The organism is Nocardia sp. NPDC052001 (assembly GCF_040680615.1).
Classification (GTDB): Bacteria; Actinomycetota; Actinomycetes; order Mycobacteriales; family Mycobacteriaceae; genus Nocardia.
In genome coordinates this window covers 831,508-851,954 of sequence record NZ_JBFAXC010000002.1, presented here as the reverse complement: position 1 = coordinate 851,954, position 20,447 = coordinate 831,508, and the positions used below count along the sequence as shown (strand labels likewise).

Genomic DNA, 20,447 nt, shown 5'->3' with positions numbered 1-20,447 from the left:
GCGCTCAGACATGCGGGTTACATCACCGCCTCGGGTGTCGGGGATAGCAGGGAACTCTTGCGGCGGCGCAGCAGCACGCGACGGCTGCCGTCGGTGTAGGCGCGCACCCGCGACAACTCCCAGCCGCCGTATTCGGCCTGAATGGCCAGGCGCATGGAGGCGGTCACGCGATTCATTTCCGGGGGTAGTCGCAACGGCACGTATTCGTACTCGTCGCTGGTTTCCTCCCAGCCGGCCGGTAGTGCGCGCGAATTATGCGCTGATCGTGAGGCCCGAGCCATCACTGCCCTCTCTTCCGCTGGTCCGCGCTGATCCGCTGCAGACCGTCACCGGTCGCGGATCCCACGAACAGGTCACCGGTGCGAGCGTCGACGGTCACCGTATTGGGCTGGCGCACCGTCGGGTAGCGCCCCACCTCTACCGGTATACCCGTCGACAGGTCGTAACCGACGACTTGGTTACTGCCTGTCAGCGTCACCCACACGGTCTCGGACCGCTGATCGTAGGCGAGTGCGTAGGGCGAAGAGCCTACCGGGAAACGCTGGCGCAGGACCAAAGGATCGGCGGTGTAGACCAGCAGTTCTGCTCCGGCGGTGTCGGTGACGATGCGCCGGCCGAAGTGATCGCCGATCAGATTCGTGGCTCCGTCACCGGTGCGCAGGGTCAATCCGAGGCGTTTGTCGGGCAGGTTCAGCTCGGTCAGCGCGCTCTGGCGGCGGTCCAGCACCACGATGGTGTCGGTGCTGGTGTCGATGGCATCGGCCGAGGCCAGGCCCGAAATGCTCTCGCGCACAGCGCCATCGGGGGCCAGGATGAGCACCTTGCCCTTGGCGAGCCCGGCGACCAGATCACCGTCGGCGCGCAGCGCGACCGAGCGCACGTCCCCGTCCACGGCGATCTCGGTGACCTTGGCGGTGGCCGCGTCGAGGCGAAGTACCTTGCCGGGCACCGCGATCAGGATTTCCCCGGGCTTACCGGCGGCCAGCGCGGCGGCCGGACCGGGCAGCGGCACCGCGCGGGTTCCGCTCTTGTCGATGAGCGAGAGCGCCTTTCCCGCATCGGAGAGCACGGCCAGGATTCCGGTGGACGGTTCGGCCAGCAGCGCTGCGACCGCGGCGAACGGGGTCACCTCACCGGTCGGCGCGGCGGCGGCCACGGGAGCCGCGGCGGGCGTGGCGGGTTCGATGGTGGGTTTGTCGCCACCGTCGTCGCTGGAGGAACATCCGGCCAGCAGGGTCAGCACGGCCGCACCCGCGAGGGCCGACTCGATCCAGCCGCGACGGCGCATGCAGCGAACTCCTTACCTGACCGACAAAACGTATGCGTGCTCTCCAATATGACCATGTTGCCCGACCACGCCCGGTGGGCGGGGTCTTGGTTCACGGCGCGCCGTCATGCGCTACATGACGGGGCACACATTTCGCGGGCGCGCGGCATACGCGCCGAGTCATATGACGTGACATGGGGTTTGGGAGAGCGTGTCGGGGGCAACGGTTACCGTGGAAGGTAATAGTGGGCGCTGGCAGGGGAGATTCGTTGGTAACCGACCACACCTCGGGCATACCGGAGCCCGGTTTCGCCGTCGAGGACATCACCGTGGGTCGGTACGCGCACGGGTTCGGCGTCACCGGTGACGGGCGCTCGTTCGCGTTCCGTACGGTGCGGTCCACACTCACCCTGGAGATCTACCGCCCCGACCTCGATACCGATGTGCCCGCCGCCGAGGATGTGGTGGCCGTGGCCGTGGCCCGGGTCACCGATATCGATCTCGACGATGAGCGCAGCATCATCGCCCTGGTCCGCGATCTCATCCCCGAAGCGGTCCCGGTGCCCGCGGTGCAGCCCCTGGAAGCCGGCACGGTCCGAGCGCTCTTGGGCCGCCTCGGCGCGGTACTCGACGGAATCTGAGACCCGCGCGCCCGGACGCGGTCATGAGCTCGGACACTCGGCCGCGCACATGTGACGCGCGAGTCAGGTTCCACAGGTTCGCATGATTGACTGTGGGCAAGTAACCGCAGTTCGAGCATGAGGAAGTTGATGGCTTTTCGACGACCGGCCGCAGCAGCACTGATCATCACCGTCCTCGGCCTCACCGTCAGCGCGTGCGGCGGCTCCGATGACGAATCGTCGGTGGCGGCGGCGCGCTCCTCGGCCTATGCCGCACTGAGCTCGTCCTCCCAGGCCGCGGCCGTCTCGAGCGCGAACCGGCCGCCGCTGCCGACCGCCGCCGAACTGGACGCGCAGATCAAGGCGGCATTGGATCCGGCACTGCCCGATGCCGATCGCACCGCCCTGATCGAGGACGGTGAGGCGTTCAAGGACGCCATTCCGGATATGTACAAAGCGCTGCAGGACAATCCGCGCGCGGTGTACGGGGTCAAGGATCCGGTGTTCGACAATCATGACGGCACCCTGACCGCGACGCTGAGCTTGGACAAGGACGGCACCGGCTCCAATGTGCGCACCACGGTGGTGCATTTCGTGAACAAGGACGGGCGCTGGAAGATCTCGCGCACCGATCTGTGCGGCATTCTGCGCTCGGCCGACTATCGCACCGCGGCCTGCGGCTGATGGTCGGTAAGACCGGAGAGCGCGCACCCCGGATCATGATCGGCACAGCACCGGTGCACTCTCCGCTCGCGCTGCGGTGGGGGCGTTTGGTGTACCGGCACCGGTATCTGGTATTCGCGGTATTCGGGTTGATCGTGCTCGCGTCGGGGTTCTACGGCCGCGATCTGGGTGATCACCTGACCCAGGAGGGCTGGTTCGACGAATCCAGTGAATCCGTCGCCGCCTCCAAACTCGCCGATTCCACCTTCGGGCGCGATACCGACAGCGATCTGATCGTGGTCTACACCGCCCCGCCCGGGCACACCCTCGATGACGAACCGATGCGCTCGGCGGTCACCGATGAGCTGAATCGATTGCGCGCCAAACATTCCGAGCAGATCCTCAAGATCGACTCGTATTGGGACGGCGCGCTCATGGGTCAGTTCGCCGACGCCTCGCGCACGCACGCCTTCGCCAGTATCGGATTGCGCGGTGACGGCGGCACCGACACGGTCAACAACTACATGGCCGTGAAGAACGAATTCCACGCCGGCGCACCGGGTTCCGGACCGGGCGGCACCACCGTGCAACTGGCGGGTATGCAACCGGTGGTCGAGGGCATCAACACCGGCATGCAGAACGATATCCATCGCGCGGAGCTGATCGCGCTGCCGATCGTGGCGATCCTGCTGTACTTCGTCTTCGGCGGCGTGGTGGGCGCGCTGTTGCCGGTGCTCATCGGCGGGATGACGATTCTGGGCACCCAGGGCATCATGCGCATGCTCACCGATCACATCCAGGTGAACGTCTTCGCCTCGGCCGTGGTCACCTTGGTGAGTCTGGGCCTGGCGATCGACTACGGCTTGTTCGCGGTCACCCGATTCCGGGAGGAGCTGGCCGCCGGGCGCACCGTGGAGGAGGCGACCGCGCGCACCGTGGCCACCGCCGGGCGCACGGTGCTGTTCTCGGCGGCGATCATCGCGGTGAGTTTGGGCGCGCTGTTCATCTACCCGAACGGGGTGCTGCGCTCGGTGCCGCTCGGCGGTATCAGCGCGGTGCTGCTGGCGGCGGTGCTGTCGGTGACCGCGCTGCCCGCGATGTTGAGCATCGTGGGGCGGCGCATCGATCTGTGGGGCTGGCATCGCCTGGCGAGCATTCGCACCGCCGAGCAGATCGACGCCGGATTCTTCTCGCGCCTGGCCACTTTCGCGATGCGCAAACCGTGGCTGGTGATCGCGCCGATCGTGCTCATGCTGCTGGCGTTGATCCTGCCGTTCCGCGGCATCGAGTTCGGCGGGCTCAGCGAACGCTATCTGGCCTCGGACAATCCGGCCCGGGTCGCCCAGCAGGATTTCGATCGCATGTTCCCGCAGTTCCGCACCGAACCGCTCAAACTTGTGGTGGTGGGCGCGAATCCGCAGCAGCTCAGCGATATTCGCTATGCGGCCAATCAGGTCAGCGCCGCGCATATGACCGGGCCGTTCGATCCGGTCGCACCGACCAAGGACGCGGTGACGGTGCTGGGCAGTGGGCTGGCCGATAAGCGGGACGCCGATACGGTGATGTCGGCATTGCGCGGGATCGACACACCGCCCGGGGTGCAGGTCATGGTCGCCGGGGTGCCCGCGCTCGAACGCGACAGCATTCTCGGATTGATCAAGGGGCTGCCGCTGCTGGCGGCGATTCTGATCAGCGCGGCGCTGGCGCTGATGTACGCGGCGTTCCGGTCGCTGGTGCTGGCGATCAAAGCCGTGGTGATGAGCGCACTCTCGCTCGGTGCGACCCTGGGCATCCTGACCTGGATCTTCGTCGAGGGGCACGGGGCGGGGCTGTTCGATTTCACGCCCGGACCGCTCATGTTCGCGGTGCTGGTGTTGATCGTGACGGTGCTGTTCGGGCTGTCCACCGACTATGAGGTGTTCCTGCAATCGCGCATGGCCGAGGCGCGTGCGGACGGCGCGGAACCGGCCGAGGCCATCCGGTACGGCATCGCGCACACGGGCGGCGTGATCACCTCGGCCGCGGCTATTCTCATCGTGGTGACCGGCGCCTTCGGCTTCTCCGATCTGGTGCTGATGAAGTACATCGCGTACGGCATGATCGCGGCATTGCTGTTGGACGCCACGGTGATTCGTATGCTGCTCACCCCGGCTGTGCTGAAACTGGTGTGGCGTTGAGTGTGGTCAAGGGCGCGAACCTGCTGCTGATGTTCCTGCTGGAACTGTGTGTGCTGGGTGCGGCCATCGCGTGGGGTTTCAGCCTCGATGTGCCGACGATCGTGCGCGTGGTGGCCGCGTTCGGCGCGGTCGCGGTGTTCGTTGCGGTGTGGGCGGTATTCGGTGCCGCCCATGATGCCCGGATTCCGGTGCGTGGCTGGAAGCGCGCGGTGCTGGAGATCGTGTGGTTCGGGGCGGCCGGTGTGCTGCTGGGCTTCGCCTGGCATCCGATCGCCGGGCTGGTGCTGTTCCTGCTGTGGCTGGGCAACGCCGGGCTGCGACTGCTGTGGGGTCAGGTGTACGCGGGCGGCGCGGAAGCACCGCGACCGCCCGCCGGAGCATAGGAATCCCTGCGGAACCGAGAGCGGTTCCGCAGGGATTCTCGCTATACGCCGAAAGGTGCCGCGTAGCGGATGATTCCGCGCGGCAGCTCCGAACCGTCCAGGCTCATGACCATCAGGGCCTCATCGGGGACCTCGACGCCCATGGCGATGCCGTACTTGGAGGCGCGGTCGAAACCGAACCTCGGGTAGTACTCGGGATGTCCGAGCACGGTGACGAATCGTTCACCGCGCGTTGCGGCTTCGCGCAATACCGCGCGAATGAGCGCGCCGCCCGCACCGCTGCGCTGATACTCCGGCAGGACGGCCACCGGCGCCAGGCACACCGCCTCGGTATCGCCGATGTGGTTGCGGGTCAACAGGATATGCGCGATCGGGGTATCGGTGTCGTCGGTGGCGACCAGGGACAGTCCGTCGATCCAGGCGGAGTCGGTACGCAGTTGGTCGACCAGTTCGGCCTCGGCGGGGGTGTCGAAGGCCGCGGCGTTGATGGCGTGCACGCGGGCGATGTCCGCGCTGTTTTCGGTACGGATGGTCCAGGAGTGGCGTGTGCTCATGGGGCACAGACCCTTTCGTGTACGAGGAACCGCCGCGCGTCAGGCGCGAGCGGGATGGCGGGAACGGGTCAGGCCGTCGCCGCGGGGGATGCGGTGATCCGGCTGGCGGCAACGGCCATGCGCGCGGTCATCAACATCACTCCCTGGTTCTCGTGGCACACGAAGGTGCGGAATTCGGACGCCGCTCAGCCTAACAGAAGCTGGGCGACCGTCCAGCTAATTCGAGGCGAGTGTCACCACAGGCGGCGCGCCCGCAGGCCCGCGATACCGATCGCCAGATCGGCGGCGATTTCGAAGAGGGCGGCGAACCAGGAGAAGCCGTTCACCTTGGCGCTGGCGGGCGGGTTGATGAAGCTGTCGCTGAAGGGGCCGAACCAGTCGGGGAACACGTGTACCAGGGTGAAGCCGATGGCGCTGGCGAAGCCGATGCCGATCGCGAAGAGCGGGGCCCAGCGGTGGCCGGTGAAGACCAGGGCGATGGTGATCAGCGCGATCGCCGATTGCGTGAAGCCCAGGACCATGACGGTCATCGAGACGGTGTTCATGCCGCGGCGCAGGTGGTCCGCGCCGTGGGTCGCCAGTGCCACCGCGAATATGACGGTGGCCCAGCGTAATTGGAGGGAGGTGGCGACGGGGGCAGATGTTTCGAGCATGGCGACATCCAGGGGTGCGATGGTGCGCGGCCGAGTAGTACTACTTATCGTAGTATTTCCGGGCGGTGCTGTCGCCGGTTTCGGGTAAGTCGCGTTGATCCGTGGTCAGGGCTTCCCGCGCACCGGCAGCACCAGTTGTGCACCGGTGGCCGGATGGTCGAACACGTCGACCGGATGCTTGTAGACGCGGGTGAGCAGTTCGGTGGTCAGCACCTCGCGGGGCGGGCCGTCGGCGGCGATGCGACCGGAGTCCAGGACCGCGACCCGGTCGGCGTAGGCGGCGGCGACACCGAGATCGTGCAGCACGACCACGACGGCCGCTCCGGCGGTGGCTCGTTCGCGCGCCAGGTGCAGGACCTGTTCCTGATGACCCAGATCCAGCGCGGCCGTGGGCTCGTCCAGCAGCAGTGTCGCGGTGTCCTGGGCCAGCACGCGGGCCAGGGCGACGCGGGCGCGTTCACCACCGGACAGGGCCGGGAAGGGCCGTCCGGCAAGGTGTTTCACATCGGTGGCGGCCAAGGCGTCGGCGATGTACCGCTCATCGGCGTCCTGACGGTCGGTGCGCGCCCAGGGCGCGCGGCCCATGGCGACGACTTCGCGTGCGGTGAACGGGAATCCGACGGTGTGGTTCTGCGGGAGTACCGCGCGGCGGCGAGCCATATCCAGGTGCGCCCAGTCGCCGAGTGGTTTGCCGTCGAGTTCGACGGTGCCCTCGGTCGGGTCGAGTTCACCCGCGAGCGCGGCCAGCAGCGTGGATTTGCCCGCGCCGTTGGGACCGACCAGGGCCACGATCTGCCCGGCGATGACCTCGAAATCGACACCGTCCAGGACGCGGTTGCCGCCGTTGCGGACCAGTCCGACCCCGCGAGCGCGCAGGGTGACCGCGCCGATTTTCGGGGTCTCGGGCAGCTCGTGGGTGCGCGCGAAAACCCCGGTGATGCTTCGCAATACGGTGCTCACGCCCAGCCTCCCGAACGGGCGCGGGTACGCCGCAGCAGCCAGAAGAAGAACGGCCCGCCCACCAGCGAGGTGAGCATGCCCAGCGGCAGATCCGCGTTGTGCACCAGGGCGCGCGAACCGATATCGGCCGCCACCAGCACCACCGCGCCCACGATCGCCGAGAGCGGGATGAGCACGCGATGGCCGGGACCGACGAGCATGCGCACCAGATGCGGCACGATCAATCCGACGAACAGGATGATGCCGGTGAACGCCACCCCCGCGGTGGCCAGCACCGCGACCACCACGATCACATTGCGGCGCAGGCGTTCCACGTCCACGCCCAGATGCCGGGCGGCGGATTCACCCAGGGCCAGCAGATCCAGGCGCGGGGCCATCAGGATCGCGGCGGCCACGCCGAGCGCGGTCAGCGGCGCGACCACGTACACCGATTCCCAGGTGGCCCCGTTGAGACTGCCCATCTGCCAGAACACGATCTGATCGCGCGCCGCCGGTGAGGCGCTGAACAGCAGGAACGAGATCAGTCCGCCCGCGAAGGCGTTGATGGCCACACCGGTCAGCACCAGCGTCACCACTTCGGTGCGCCCGTTCGACCGCGAGAGCACATACACCAGCAGCGTGGTGAGCAGTCCGGCCACGAACGCGCCCGCCGCCACCGACCAGGACGCCACGAACGCCCCGCCGACCACGATGACCGTGCCCGCACCGACCGCCGCACCCGCCGAGACACCGATGACGCCGGGTTCGGCCAGCGGATTGGCGAACACACCCTGCAACAGCGCACCGGCGGTGGCCAATGCCGCACCGACGAGCATGGCCATCACCACGCGCGGGAATCGCACTTCCCACAACGTGACATCGCCCGCGGGATGTTCGGGCATCGGACCCCAGTCCAGCCCGATGCGATGCAGGAAGCTGCCCGCGACTTCCAGGGGTGTCGTGGGCACCTGTCCCACGGCCGCGGAGATCAACGCCAGCAGCACCAGCGCGAGCAGCGATCCGGCGAAGATGAGCGTGGTGCGCGAGGTCGAACTCCGCCGCGACTTGCCGTGTCCGCCTATCGAATCCACTTCGGCGTTCAAATCCGGCACCGACCGCACATCGGCATCGCGCGCGGCGGGTCCCGATCCGAAACCGTTGGCGTGCGCCTCGGTTCGAGGTGTGGCGGCTGATTCGCGCTCGCCCGAGGCGTTCCCGGTCGTCTCGGCCTCGGCGGCCGGGCCGGAACCGGTCGCGGAATCCGGTGCTGGGACAGCCTCATTCGAGGGGTCGGGGGAGTGCGCCGGGGGCACGGTTCTGTCCTGTGCGTCGGGGTGAGCGGGGTTGGTCATGCCGTCTTTTCGCCGTAGACGGCCTTGACCAGGGCGGCGACGACGCGGCCGGTGTTGGGTCCGAAGCTCAGGACGACCGCGTCGGACATGTCGACCACGCGCTTGTTCTTTCCGGCGGGGGTTTGGGCGATGCCGGGGACCTTGGCCAGGCCGTCGATGCCGCCGACCGAGGCCAGCCCGTCGGTCATGACGATGAGCACGTCGGGGGCGGCCGCGATGAGGGCTTCGCTGGTGATCGGGATGAACGGTTCCTTGATGCCCGAGGCGGTGCCGGCGTCCGTCGCGCCCAGGGACGCGATGAGCGAGTCCGCGCCCGATCCGGGTCCGGCGATCATGGTGATGGCGGTGCTGCGCAGGTACAGGAACGCGATACGCGGTTTCGTATCCTGCGCCGGGACCGTCGCGGTGGCCGCGGCGATTTCATCCTTGGTGCGCTGGGCGAGTTTGCGCCCGGCCTCGGGGACGCCGAGCGCATCGGCCACGGCCTGGATCTGCGGGCCCACCCCGTCGATGGTGCGCTGCGGATCCAGGTACACCGTGGTGATGCCCAGTGCTTTGAGCTGATCGCGCATGACCGGGGTGGCGCTGGTGCTGTCGGTGAGCAGCACCGAAGGCCGCAGTGCGGCAATGGCTTCCACGTTCATCGAGCCCGAACCGCCCGCGACGTTGGCGACGTCCTTGACCGCGGGGAAGTCCGCGGAGGTGGAGCGGCCCACCAGTTTCGAGCCCATGCCGAGCGCGTACACGGTCTGGGCGAAGGTGCCCGAACGATCGACCGCGATGATGCGGCTGGAGTCGGTGACGGTCACCTCACCGCCGTCGTAGCTGTGCACGGTGACCGGCAGGGTCGGGGTGGGTTCGGGGCCGATCGGCACCGGGTTGGCATCACCGACGGTCGCGGTGGCCGGTCCCTGTTGACCGGCCGCCGGCGTATTCGATGTGCTGGTGCAGGCGGTGGCGCCGATGAGCAGACCGGCACCGAGCACGGCGGCGACGGTGCGCATCAGGACCGCTGATCGGGCATTCGCGAGACACCTCATGCAGGTAAGGCTAGCCATCGCTCATTTCCAGCGCTCATTCGGTGCGCGCACTGACATCGCCGAGTGCGGCGGTGATGGCGCGCGGCAGCTCCAGGGTCTCGGCGGCGAGCACACCGGTGAGCTGGCCGATATCGCGGGCGCCCACGACCATGCTCGCCACACCGGGCTGATCGCGAATCCACGCCAGCGCCACCGCCAATGGCGAGGTGCCCAGCCCGTCCGCGGCGGTCACCACCGCATCGACCACGCGCACCGCGCGATCGTCGAGGCTGGCGTTGATCTCCGCCGCGGTGGCCTCGTCCGCGCCGCGTGAATCCGCGGGCACGCCGTCGCGGTATTTGCCGGTCAGGATGCCTCCGGCCAGTGGCGCGGTGGCGATGATGCCGAGGCCGTGATGCTGTGCGGCGGGAACGAATTCGTGTTCCACACCGCGCGCGAGCAGCGAGTACGGGGTTTGCGCGGCGGTCAGCGGCGCGGCCGCGGCCAGGGTGGCCAGCTGCCAGCCGTCATAGCCGCGCACACCGGCGTAGCGCACGCGTCCGGTGCGGACGGCGTATTCGAGGGTGCCCGCGACCTCTTCCAGGGGTGTGTGCGGATCCCAGGCGGCCACGGTCCACAGGTCCAGGTGATCGGTGCCCAGCACGCGCAGGGTCTGATCGAGCTGGCGCATCATGGTGCGGCGCGAGGCGTCCACGCTCCAGCGAATGGTGGCGGGTCCGGCGGCCGGATCGGTATGCACCGCACGCTGTCCCGAGCACACGCTCAACACCAGATCCTCGCGCCCGATCTCGGCGAGCAGGGGTCCCAGGATGCGTTGCGCGGCACCGTCGCAGTACGCGGGGGAGGTGTCCACCAGGGTGCCGCCCGCTTCGGCGAAGGCGGCCAATTGCGCTGCCGCGTCCTCGGCGTCGGTCTCCCGGCCCCAGGTGTGGGTGGCCAGTCCGAGCCGGGAAACTCGGAGCCCGCTGCGCCCCACCGTCCGCTGTTCCATCACCGCGCATGCACTTTCGTCACACGCGTCAGCCTAAGCGCACATGTCCCGTCCGCCCCGCTATGCCTCGCCGGGCCGTGCGCGTATCGATTCGGCCGCGATGTCGCGCGGTCACCGCGCCCAATCGCGCAATCCCCCTCTGGACCACCATGTTTGCGTGTTCGGGACGTGCCGGTGCGCACGGTGAGACCCGCGGTTCCGGCGCACGCGCGGTGTCGGTCCGGACCCCCGTGCGGTGGTTCCGCGCCCGGTTGGGTGCTTCCGCTGACGGGTGTTGTCCCGCGCCCTGTAGGGTCACCGGCGGTATTCGCGGCGAATGCGTCGCGCGTGGGCGAATTGTCCACCGGCAGCCGACGATTCGGGACTGGAGGATGTGCGTGGGCGAGTCGATGACGTGGGTGCAGGCCCTGATATTGGGTCTGGTGCAGGGCTTGACGGAGTTTCTGCCGATTTCGTCCTCGGCGCACATGCGCATCGTGTCGGCGGTCTTCTTCGGCGATGACGCGGGCGCGTCCTTCACCGCGGTCACCCAATTGGGCACCGAGGCCGCGGTGCTGGTGTATTTCGCCAAGGACATCTGGCGCATTCTGGTGGCCTGGTTCACCACCATCTCGTGGAAGATCACCGGACGCGAACCCGCGCGGGTGCCGCTGCACGATCAGCCCACCACCGTGCTGCCGGTCTATCGCGACGATGTGCCCGGCGGGTATGTGCTGGATCCGGATTCGCAGCGCGATCTGGACTACCGCATCGGCTGGTATGTGATCATCGCCACCATCCCGATCGGTGTGATCGGATTCCTGCTCAAGGACCAAATCCGTACCGGCGCAAGGAATCTGTGGCTGGTCTCGACCATGCTGATCCTGTTCGCACTGGTGATCGCCGCCGCGGAGTACTACGGCGAGAAGCGCCGCCCGATCGAACAGCTCACCACCCGCGACGGCCTGATCATGGGCTTCGCGCAATGCCTGGCGCTCATTCCGGGCGTGTCGCGTTCGGGTGCGACGTCCTCGGCGGGTCTGTTCATCGGCCTGACTCGTGAAGCCGCCGTGCGCTTCTCATTCCTGCTCGCGATTCCCGCGGTGCTGGCCTCGGGCCTGTTCTCGCTGCCGGACGCCTTCGAACCCGCCGGTGAGGGCCTCAACGCCTCGGGCATGCAGATCCTGGTCGCCACGGTCATCTCCTTCCTGGTCGGCTACGCCTCGGTGGCATGGCTGCTGCGGTTCGTGACCAAGCACTCGCTGGACTGGTTCGTCGGCTACCGCATCATCCTGGGCCTGACGGTGATGGCGCTGCTGGCGACCGGCGTCGTCAGCGCGACCTAACACGTAGGCTGTCCCGGTGACGGTGATCCTGTTGCGGCACGGCGTCTCCACGTCGAACATTGCCCGCACCCTGGCCGGCCGCAGCGCCGGCGTCGATCTCACCGACCGCGGGCGCGAGCAGGCGCATACGGTCGCACAGCGACTGGCGTCGCTGCCCATCGAGCACATCGTGACCTCACCGCTGCTGCGCTGTCAGCGCACCGTCGCCCCGCTGGCGGACAAGCTCGGGATCGAGGCCGAACCCGATGAGCGCCTGCTGGAAGTGGATTACGGCGACTGGACCGGGCGGCCGTTGAGCGAGCTGGTGAACGAGCCGCTGTGGAAGGTGGTGCAGCGGCACGCCTCGGGCGCGGTGTTCCCCTCGGGTGAGGGTTTGGCGCAGGTTCAGTTCCGCGCGGTTTCCGCTGTGCGCGAACACGACCGGATTCTGGGAGAGAAACACGGCGGCGATGTGTTGTGGGTGGCGTGCACCCATGGGGATGTGATCAAGTCGCTGCTGGCGGACGCGTTCGGAATTCACCTGGACGGTTTCCAGCGCATCGTGGTCGAACCGGCCTCGATCAGTGTGATCCGCTACAGTCCGACCGCCCCGTACGTGTGGCGGCTCAATGACACCGGCTCGGATCTGTCCGCCTTGGCGGCGATTTCGCCGCAAACCGGCGGCGAATCCAGATCGGGACCGGTGCCCGGCGGTGAAACGGGCAATACCGGTAGTACGGATAATGGGGTAGCGGAGCGCCCCGATTCTTAGTGGTGAGTGAGCTTTGGAGGAGGTGCCATGGGCCGAGCAATCCATATTTTCCGCACCCCCGATCGATTCATCGCCGGCACCGTCGGCGAGCCGGGTGACCGCGCCTTCTACCTGCAGGCCGTGCAGGAGCCGCGCGTGGTCAGCGTGCTGCTGGAGAAGCAGCAGGTGAAAGTGCTGGCCGATCGGATGGGGCTGCTATTGGACGAGGTGGCGCGCCGCTTCGGCACCCCGGTGCCCCCGCAACCGGCCGATGTGGCCGATATCGCACCGCTGGCGACCCCGATAGAAGCCGAATTCCGGGTTGGCACCATGGGTTTGGGCTGGGACGCGGACGCGAACGCGGTGGTGGTGGAGCTGTTGGCGATCACCGAGACCGAGGTCGACGAATCGGTGGTGCTCGATGACACCGAGGAGGGCCCGGACGCGGTGCGGGTATTCCTGACCCCGGTGCAGGCGCGTGAATTCGCGTTGCGTTCCACGCGGGTGATCGCGGCGGGCCGTCCGCCGTGTCCGCTGTGTCAGGAACCGTTGTCCCCGACCGGGCATATGTGTGTGCGCACCAACGGGTACAAGCGCGGCGAGATCTTCGGCGCCACCAGCGAGCCAGAAGAGGATTGACGTGTCGAACGACCCGCTGCGCACCGCCGAGCTGACGGTGATCGGGCAGGTCACCACCGCCAGCAATGTGACGCTGGTGTGCGAGGCCGAGCAGGACGAGCACCAGGTGCTGCGCGTGGTGTACAAACCGGTGCGCGGGGAACGACCGCTGTGGGACTTCCCCGACGGCACCCTCGCCCAGCGTGAGGTCGCCTCGTACGCGGTGTCGGAGGCGTTGGGCTGGGGCGTGATTCCCGAAACCGTGCTGCGCGAGGGCCCGTACGGGATCGGCATGGTGCAGCGCTGGATCGATATCGTCGACGAGGGTCCGGATCTGGTGGATCTGGTGCCCGTGGGGCAGATTCCGGATGGATTCCGGGAGGTGTTGCGGGCGCTGGATCCGTCCGGGCATCCGGTATCGCTGGTGCACGCGGCAGACCCGCGGCTATTGCGCATGGCGGTGCTCGATGTGCTGATCAACAATGCCGATCGCAAGGGCGGTCATGTGCTGGCCGGGGTCGATGGCCGGGTGTACGGGGTCGATCACGGCATCTGCCTCAATGCCGAACCCAAACTGCGCACGGTGCTATGGGGTTGGGCCGGTGAGCCGATCGAGGACGAATTGCTCACCGACATCACGGTTTTGGTCAAAGCGCTGCCGGGCGAGCTGGGTGCCCGGCTCGCCGAGCTGATCACCGATACCGAAATCGAGGCCCTCGAGGCCCGCGCGCGGGAGTTGCTCGAGCATCCGGTGCTGCCGCTGCCGTCGAGCCAGCGACCCATACCCTGGCCCGCATTCTGATCACGCTGAGTCCGTGACAACGCGAAAAACGTTGCCTGCATCATGATTTCAACCATTGACGGGTGCGCGGGCGTAATTAAAGTGCAGGTCGAGCGGTGCATCACCGCGGGGGTGCGGGTACCGGTGAGCGGGGGCGCGCGGGTTGGACGCCCGTCACACAGTTAACCTCGATTCATGCAGTCCTGGTCCGATACCGCTGTCCCGACCGTCCCCGGATCCGGACCGGCGTTACGTTTGTTCGACACCGCCGATCGGCAGGTGCGCCCGGTCACCCCCGGCCCCACCGCCACCATGTATGTCTGCGGGATCACCCCCTATGACGCCACCCACCTCGGGCACGCCGCCACCTACCTGACCTTCGATCTGGTCAACCGGCTCTGGCGCGATGCCGGACATGAGGTGCATTACGTGCAGAACGTCACCGATGTGGATGATCCGCTGTTCGAGCGGGCCGCACGCGACGGTATCGACTGGCGTGAGCTGGGCACCCGCGAGATCAATCTGTTCCGCGAGGATATGGAAGCGCTGCGCGTGGTGCCGCCCGCGCACTACATCGGCGCGATCGAATCGGTGCAGGAGGTCGTCGAACTCGTCGACAAGCTGCTGGCGTCGGGTGCGGCGTATGTGGTCGATGACGCGCAGTATCCGGATATCTACTTCCGGCACGATGCCACCGATCAGTTCGGCTACGAGTCCGGCTATGACCGGGCCACCATGGAGAAGCTGTTCGCCGAACGCGGCGGCGATCCGGATCGCCCCGGTAAGCGCGATCCCATCGACGCGCTGCTGTGGCGGGCCGAGCGCGAGGGTGAGCCGTCCTGGCCCGCTCCGTTCGGTGCGGGCCGACCGGGCTGGCATATCGAGTGTGCGGCGATCGCGCTCAATCGTATCGGCACCGAATTCGATATTCAGGGCGGCGGCAGCGATCTGATCTACCCGCATCACGAATACTCCACCGCGCATGCCGAAGCGCTGGTCAAGGGGCGTCGTTTCGCCCGCCACTACGTGCATGCCGGTCTGATCGGCCTCGATGGCGAGAAGATGTCCAAATCGCGCGGCAATCTGGTGTTCGTGTCCAAGCTGCGCCGCTCGGGCACCGATCCGGCCGCCATTCGGCTGGGCTTGTTCTCCGGGCATTACCGTCAGGACCGCGAATGGTCCGATGCGGTGCTCGCCGAAGCACTCTCGCGCCTGGACCGCTGGCGCTCGGCGGTCGCGCTGGCGTCGGGTCCCGATGCCGCGGACACCATCGCGCGCCTGCGCCAGCACCTCGCCGATGATCTGGATACCCCCAAAGCCCTTGCCGCGGTGGACAGCTGGGCGCAGCAGGCATTGAACTACGGCGGTCCCGACGCGGACGCTCCCGGGGCGATCCGGGCCGCGGTGGACGCGTTGCTCGGCATCAGCCTGTAGCGGAAATACCGGCGGGGTTCGAATCGCACTGCGCGACAACGACAATCGCCACGCATTCCGGCAATCGCCCTATCGAGAATCGCCCACGGCCCATGCGGCGGTGGGCGATTCTCGTTTCGCCGACCACGAGCCGCGAAGGTGCTGCCGCGCTCCCGAGGCCGGGCACCCCTCCCGCTCAGCGCCGGTTGGCGATACGGTGAGGCTTTAATGCTCTCATCCTCAATGAGGAGGTTCGACGGTGACTTCGGTGCCCGGGTTCGACAAATTCCGTGCGGTGCGTAAACAGCTGCGCGCGGGCGGTGATCTGCTGGGGGCCGTGCGCCGGGATCCGCGCATCGTGCGTGATCTGGTGGCGGGATTGACCGGGCAGCAGGCGGCGCCGGAACCGGTGGATCTCGGGGAGCGCACGCCACCCGCGGGGTTGAGCGAGTTCGTGCGGACCGCGCACGCCCAGCAGGGCCTGGATGTCGACGCGGGCACGGCACTGGCGTATCTGGTGGATCTGCACCGGATTCCGGAGTGGGTCACCTTCCACGCGGGCTGGCGCGGTGACGCCCCCGGGCAGGCCGAAGCCGGTGTGGAATACGGGCAGGTCGCCAAGTTCATGGGCATTCCCGCCGATCTGCGCTGGACCGTGGCAGCCGTCGACGAGACGGGCCTGCACTTGCGAGGTACCGGCCCGCAGGGGTTGACCCTCGGATTGTGGATCACGGTGACCCCCGCCGGAGCCGGGTCGACGGTGTATCTGGATGCGGGACTGGCCGGACAGCCGATCGAAGGCCCCCTGGGTGGGACGGTGGCGCGCAGTCTCGGTGACGCACTGGCCGAGTCGCTCACCGGACTGCCCGTGGCGATCGCGGCCGCCGGACCCGCGTCGCGTCCGGCTCGGAAGGCCGTGCGGCACAAGGCGTCCGGTGTGGTGCTCGCGCCGACGACGCCCGTGCTGGTGGGTGTGGGCCAGATCGTGAATCGCACCCCCGACCCCGGCTATGTCGATCCGTCCGAGTTGGCGGTGCGGGCGCTGCGCGCCGCGGCCACCGATGCCGGTGCCGGGGACGCACTGCTGGCGCGCGCGGACGCGGTGTACTCGGTGTCCCCGACCTCGTGGCAGTACCGGGATCTGGGTGCGCTGATCGCCGATGCGGTGGGCGCGGGCACGGTGGAAACGGTGCAGTCGAGCCCGTTCGGTGGTGACGGCGGACAGTTGGTGCTCAATGAGGCGGCCGCGGCGATCGCGGCGGGCGAGTATGACGTGGTGCTGGTGACCGGAGCCGAGGCCGGTGCCACCCAGGCCGCGGCCCAGCGTGCGGGCATCGAGGTGGATTGGCCGGTGCAGGACGCCACGGTGCGGCCCACGCGCACGGTCGGTATCGACAAGCCCGCGAACAACGCACCCGAGACCGAGTCCGGACTACTGGCTCCGATCAATATGTACGCGCTGATCGAATCGGCGAACCGGCATCGCCTGGGCCGAACCCCGGCCGAGCACGCGCAGGCGGTGGCCGAGTTGTGGTCGCGACTGTCGGCGGTGGCGGCGGGCAATCCGAACGCCTGGCAGCCGCAGGAATTCACCCCTGCCGAGATCGCCACGGCCACCGAAGCCAATCGCATGATCTCCGCGCCGTACACCAAGCTCGAATGCGCGAACCTGACCGTCGATATGGCCAGCGGCATCATCATGTGCAGTGCCGCGGCCGCCGAAGCCGCCGGTATCCCGCAGGACAAGTGGGTGTTCCTGCACGCGGGCGCGTCGGGCAGCGATGAATGGTTCGTCTCCGAACGCACCGAACTGGCCGCCTCCCCGGCCATTCGCGCCCTGGGCGCGGCAGTGTTCGACCACACCGGCATTCGCCCCGAGGATCTGGCCCATATCGACCTGTACGCGTGCTTCCCGGTCGCGGTGCAGATCGCCGCCCGCGAGCTGGGCCTGCCCTCCGACGATCCCAAGCGTCCGCTGTCGGTGACCGGCGGGCTGACCTTCGGCGGCGGCCCGGGCAACAATTACGGCGGCCACGCGGTCGCGACCCTGGTCCAGCGCCTGCGCGCCGAACCCGACTCCTTCGGCCTGTCCACGTCTTTGGGCTGGTATCTGACCAAACACGCGCTCGGCGTCTACTCCGCGACCCCACCCACCTCGGCCTACCGCCATCTGACCCCGGTGATCGAGCATCCGCCCAAGCGTCGCGCCCGCACCGGTTACGACGGCCCCGCCGTGGTCGAGGCCTACACCCTGCCCTATGACCGCGACGGCCACCCCGAAGCCGCGATCCTGAGCCTGCTCACCCCCGAGGGTGATCGAGTCCTGTTGCGCAGCACCGATTCCGCCCTACTCACCGCGCTGAGCGGCGAGGGGACCGCACCCGATGACCGCACCACCACCACCGGCTCGGCAGTGGACACTCCCGCCGGTGCGGCCGAATCGGTTGCTGTGGGCGCGGGTACCGATTCCGGCCAGGACGCGGTGACCACCGAACAGGCCGCTCCCGGGTTCCCGGCCGATGGTGATCTGCTCGGGTTGCCGGTGACGGTGACCGGGGATCTGGTGCGGGTCGATGGCACCGAGCGGGTCGAATTGCCCGCCGCGCCACCGGCTCCGGTATTGATCGAGCGCCGCGGGCACGTGATGATCATTACGATCAATCGGCCCAGGGTGCGCAATGCGATCGATCTGGCGACCGCGCTGGGGCTCGAGCGAGCGATCGACGCCTATGAGGCGGATCCGAACGCGCGGATCGCGATTCTGACCGGTGCGGGTGGATATTTCAGTGCCGGAATGGATCTCAAGGCCGCCGCGCGCGGTGAGGTGCCGGTGACCGAGAAGCGCGGCATTCTCGGGATCGTATCGACGCCGCCGCGCAAACCGTTGATCGCGGCGGTGGAGGGTCCGGCGCTCGCGGGCGGATGCGAGCTGGCGTTGTCGGCGGATCTGATTGTGGCGGCGCAGGATTCGACATTCGGCATTCCGGAGGTCAAACGCGGTCTGGTGGCCGTGGGCGGCGGTGTACTGCGCCTGTCACAGCGGCTGCCGCGCGCGATCGCCATGGAGTTGACCTTGACCGGTGATCCGATCACCGCCACCCGGGCGGCCGAGCTGGGATTGATCAATCAGGTCGCCGCACCCGGAAAAGCCCTGGACGTGGCGCTGGAGTTGGCCGAGCGGATCGCGGTGAACGCCCCGCTGAGCATCGACGCCGGTAAGCAGATCATCGATCAGGCCCCGGATTGGTCCACCGCCGAGGCGTTCTCGCGCCAGGGTCAGGTGGCCGCTGCCGCGCTCTCGTCCGAGGATGCCGGTGAGGGTATGCGCGCGTTCGTGGAGAAGCGTCCCCCGGTGTGGCGGGGCCGCTGAGCGGGATTTTCCCGCCGATTTCACCGTTCGGTATGCCCGGGGTGGAATATGTTGTGGCACAACCGCACTCGCCGATCGGGCGGGTGCGTGCGCGCGCCGGGTCGCGGCGCGCGCCTTCGGCCCCATCCGCTGCCGCGGGTGGGGCCGCGCTCGAAGAGAGGTACCTATGACATCGGCTGACACCGGTGAGTCCGCGCTGGAGTTGCGGCGGGACGGTTTATTGCTCTCGGCACGGCAGTTCGGGGAGGCCGACGCACCGCTGGTGATGCTGCTGCACGGTTTCCCGGATTCCCCGCACAGCTGGGACGGGTTGATCCCGCTGCTGGTCGATTCCGGTTTCCAGGTGCTGACGCCGTGGCTGCGCGGCTACACCCCCGAGTCGGCGCGCCGTCATGCCCGCTATGACCTGATGGCGGTCGCGGACGATATCGCGGCCTGGCATCGTGCCCTGGGCGGCCCGCCGACGCATCTGGTGGGCCATGACTGGGGCGCTTTCGCGGCGATGGTCCTGTCCAAACGCCAACCCCGCCAATGGCTTTCCCTGACCCAGCTGGCGATCCCGCCGTTCGGCGCGGGTTTCCCGCCGGCCGCGGCGCGGCAGCTGCCCCGGCAAACCGTGATGTCGTCCTATATCCCGGTGATGCAGTCCGGTGCCTCGCATCGTCTGCTGACCCGTCACGACGCGGCGTTCGTGCGGCGGCTGTGGCGGCGCTGGTCTCCGGGCTGGGATTTCACCGAGGCCGAGTTCGCGCCCACCGCAACGGTTTTCACCGATCCGGCGACCGCGCACGCGGCGACCCGCTACTACCGTTCGCTGTTCACCGTGCATCGCGCCCCCACGCGCCGGTTCCATCGGGTGCTGATGGCGGCTCCCGCACCGATTCCGACGCTGGCCCTGTCCGGTGCGCGCGATGGCTGTATGTCCCCGCCGATGCAGTTGGCGTTGGCGCGCAGTGCGGGGGTCGATGCCGCTCAGATACCGGACGCGGGTCATTTCCTGCATGCCGAACAACCCGTCGCGGTGGCCGAACACCTGCTGCGGCATCTGCACGCCACTTCACGCTGAACCGTCGGCCGCTGCTGAACCGTCCGGGCACCGAACCTCATACCGGCAGTGCCCGTCCGATCCGATGCGGTTGCGGCCGTGCCGGATCGGCGAGGGCCGCTTCGAGCAGCTGCTGGAAGGTGGGGCATTGCATATGGGTGGGCGCGGAGCAGTCCGCGGCGTGGCGCAGACTCTCACTCAGGGTGCTCAGGCGTGCGATGGTGCGGTCGAGTTCATCGGCTTTGGCCGCGAGCATGGCGCGATCGAGGTGTGGGTCGCCGTCGGGGGTGAACATGCGCCCGATTTCGTCGAGGCTGAAGCCGGCGGCGCGTCCCATGCCGATGAGGGCGAGCTGGCGCAGCACGCTGGGCGCGAACATGCGGCGTTGTCCGCGCCGGCCGGTGGAGGTGATGAGATTGCGTTCCTCGTAGTAGCGCAGGGTCGAGGCGGGTATGCCCGAGCGGGTGACGACCTCACCGATATCGAGATCCACGCCGGTGCTGGGGTTCATGGCTTGACCTCTAGT

At 68.1% G+C, this 20,447-nt stretch carries 20 protein-coding genes; 11 read left to right on the top strand and 9 right to left on the bottom strand.

Going from position 1 to position 20,447, the window contains the following annotated elements; all coding sequences use genetic code 11:
• Positions 1 to 17: 17 nt before the first annotated feature.
• Positions 18 to 281 (bottom strand): DUF5703 family protein, encoded by a 264-nt coding sequence (locus AB0L82_RS12185; protein WP_364634212.1) that lies wholly within the window; start codon positions 279 to 281, stop codon positions 18 to 20.
• Complete coding sequence (locus AB0L82_RS12180) at positions 281 to 1,288, bottom strand: hypothetical protein (protein WP_364634210.1); 1,008 nt, start codon at positions 1,286 to 1,288, stop codon at positions 281 to 283. Before AB0L82_RS12180 ends, AB0L82_RS12185 begins: the two co-directional genes overlap by 1 nt.
• A 248-nt stretch (positions 1,289 to 1,536) precedes the next feature.
• Here AB0L82_RS12180 and AB0L82_RS12175 point away from each other — a divergent pair, with 248 nt between their 5' ends.
• The 4 genes from AB0L82_RS12175 (at position 1,537) to AB0L82_RS12160 (ending at position 5,110) form a co-directional block, all read left to right on the top strand.
• Positions 1,537 to 1,908: a hypothetical protein gene (locus AB0L82_RS12175; protein ID WP_364634208.1), complete on the top strand. Its 372-nt coding sequence runs from the start codon at positions 1,537 to 1,539 to the stop codon at positions 1,906 to 1,908.
• Between the two features lie 129 nt (positions 1,909 to 2,037).
• Complete coding sequence (locus AB0L82_RS12170) at positions 2,038 to 2,571, top strand: hypothetical protein (RefSeq protein WP_364634206.1); 534 nt, start codon at positions 2,038 to 2,040, stop codon at positions 2,569 to 2,571.
• Complete coding sequence (locus AB0L82_RS12165; protein WP_364634204.1) at positions 2,571 to 4,727, top strand: MMPL family transporter; 2,157 nt, start codon at positions 2,571 to 2,573, stop codon at positions 4,725 to 4,727. The genes AB0L82_RS12170 and AB0L82_RS12165 overlap by 1 nt, the downstream gene beginning before the upstream one ends.
• Positions 4,728 to 4,729: 2 nt before the next feature.
• Entirely contained in the window at positions 4,730 to 5,110 is a 381-nt protein-coding gene (locus AB0L82_RS12160) for a DUF2568 domain-containing protein (RefSeq protein ID WP_364636026.1), read from the top strand.
• A 41-nt stretch (positions 5,111 to 5,151) separates the two neighbouring features.
• Here the strand turns inward: AB0L82_RS12160 and AB0L82_RS12155 are convergent, their stop codons facing one another.
• The 6 genes from AB0L82_RS12155 to AB0L82_RS12130 all read right to left on the bottom strand — a co-directional run bounded on the left by AB0L82_RS12155 (position 5,152) and on the right by AB0L82_RS12130 (position 10,639).
• Positions 5,152 to 5,664 (bottom strand): N-acetyltransferase, encoded by a 513-nt coding sequence (locus AB0L82_RS12155; RefSeq protein WP_364634203.1) that lies wholly within the window; start codon positions 5,662 to 5,664, stop codon positions 5,152 to 5,154.
• Between the two features lie 233 nt (positions 5,665 to 5,897).
• Positions 5,898 to 6,317 carry a hypothetical protein gene (locus AB0L82_RS12150; protein WP_364634201.1) on the bottom strand — a complete coding sequence of 140 codons (420 nt, stop codon included), beginning with the start codon at positions 6,315 to 6,317 and terminating at the stop codon, positions 5,898 to 5,900.
• 105 nt (positions 6,318 to 6,422) lie between these two features.
• Entirely contained in the window at positions 6,423 to 7,265 is an 843-nt protein-coding gene (locus AB0L82_RS12145) for a heme ABC transporter ATP-binding protein (protein WP_364636023.1), read from the bottom strand.
• An 8-nt stretch (positions 7,266 to 7,273) separates the two neighbouring features.
• The gene (locus AB0L82_RS12140) at positions 7,274 to 8,359 is read right to left on the bottom strand and encodes an iron ABC transporter permease (RefSeq protein WP_364636021.1); all 1,086 of its coding nucleotides are present in this window, start codon (positions 8,357 to 8,359) and stop codon (positions 7,274 to 7,276) included.
• A gap of 245 nt (positions 8,360 to 8,604) precedes the next feature.
• A complete protein-coding gene (locus AB0L82_RS12135; protein WP_364634199.1) occupies positions 8,605 to 9,648 on the bottom strand; it encodes an ABC transporter substrate-binding protein in 1,044 nt (347 codons plus the stop codon).
• A gap of 34 nt (positions 9,649 to 9,682) precedes the next feature.
• The gene (locus AB0L82_RS12130) at positions 9,683 to 10,639 is read right to left on the bottom strand and encodes an aldo/keto reductase (protein ID WP_364634197.1); all 957 of its coding nucleotides are present in this window, start codon (positions 10,637 to 10,639) and stop codon (positions 9,683 to 9,685) included.
• 8 nt (positions 10,640 to 10,647) lie between these two features.
• On the opposite strand from AB0L82_RS12130, the gene AB0L82_RS12125 reads away from it, so the two are divergent.
• The 7 genes from AB0L82_RS12125 to AB0L82_RS12095 all read left to right on the top strand — a co-directional run bounded on the left by AB0L82_RS12125 (position 10,648) and on the right by AB0L82_RS12095 (position 19,942).
• A complete protein-coding gene (locus AB0L82_RS12125; RefSeq protein ID WP_364634195.1) occupies positions 10,648 to 11,964 on the top strand; it encodes an undecaprenyl-diphosphate phosphatase in 1,317 nt (438 codons plus the stop codon).
• A gap of 16 nt (positions 11,965 to 11,980) precedes the next feature.
• Positions 11,981 to 12,715: a histidine phosphatase family protein gene (locus AB0L82_RS12120; RefSeq protein ID WP_364634194.1), complete on the top strand. Its 735-nt coding sequence runs from the start codon at positions 11,981 to 11,983 to the stop codon at positions 12,713 to 12,715.
• 27 nt (positions 12,716 to 12,742) lie between these two features.
• On the top strand, positions 12,743 to 13,333 hold the full coding sequence (locus AB0L82_RS12115; RefSeq protein WP_364634192.1) for a DUF3090 domain-containing protein: 591 nt from the start codon (positions 12,743 to 12,745) through the stop codon (positions 13,331 to 13,333).
• The gene (locus tag AB0L82_RS12110) at positions 13,329 to 14,114 is read left to right on the top strand and encodes an SCO1664 family protein (RefSeq protein ID WP_364636018.1); all 786 of its coding nucleotides are present in this window, start codon (positions 13,329 to 13,331) and stop codon (positions 14,112 to 14,114) included. The genes AB0L82_RS12115 and AB0L82_RS12110 overlap by 5 nt, the downstream gene beginning before the upstream one ends.
• A 174-nt stretch (positions 14,115 to 14,288) precedes the next feature.
• A complete protein-coding gene (gene mshC / locus AB0L82_RS12105; RefSeq protein ID WP_364634190.1) occupies positions 14,289 to 15,527 on the top strand; it encodes a cysteine--1-D-myo-inosityl 2-amino-2-deoxy-alpha-D-glucopyranoside ligase in 1,239 nt (412 codons plus the stop codon).
• A gap of 238 nt (positions 15,528 to 15,765) precedes the next feature.
• Positions 15,766 to 18,876 (top strand): crotonase/enoyl-CoA hydratase family protein, encoded by a 3,111-nt coding sequence (locus AB0L82_RS12100; protein WP_364634188.1) that lies wholly within the window; start codon positions 15,766 to 15,768, stop codon positions 18,874 to 18,876.
• Between the two features lie 166 nt (positions 18,877 to 19,042).
• A complete protein-coding gene (locus AB0L82_RS12095; protein WP_364634186.1) occupies positions 19,043 to 19,942 on the top strand; it encodes an alpha/beta hydrolase in 900 nt (299 codons plus the stop codon).
• Between the two features lie 37 nt (positions 19,943 to 19,979).
• Here the strand turns inward: AB0L82_RS12095 and AB0L82_RS12090 are convergent, their stop codons facing one another.
• Positions 19,980 to 20,432 carry a helix-turn-helix domain-containing protein gene (locus AB0L82_RS12090; protein ID WP_364634184.1) on the bottom strand — a complete coding sequence of 151 codons (453 nt, stop codon included), beginning with the start codon at positions 20,430 to 20,432 and terminating at the stop codon, positions 19,980 to 19,982.
• Positions 20,433 to 20,447 lie beyond the last annotated feature (15 nt).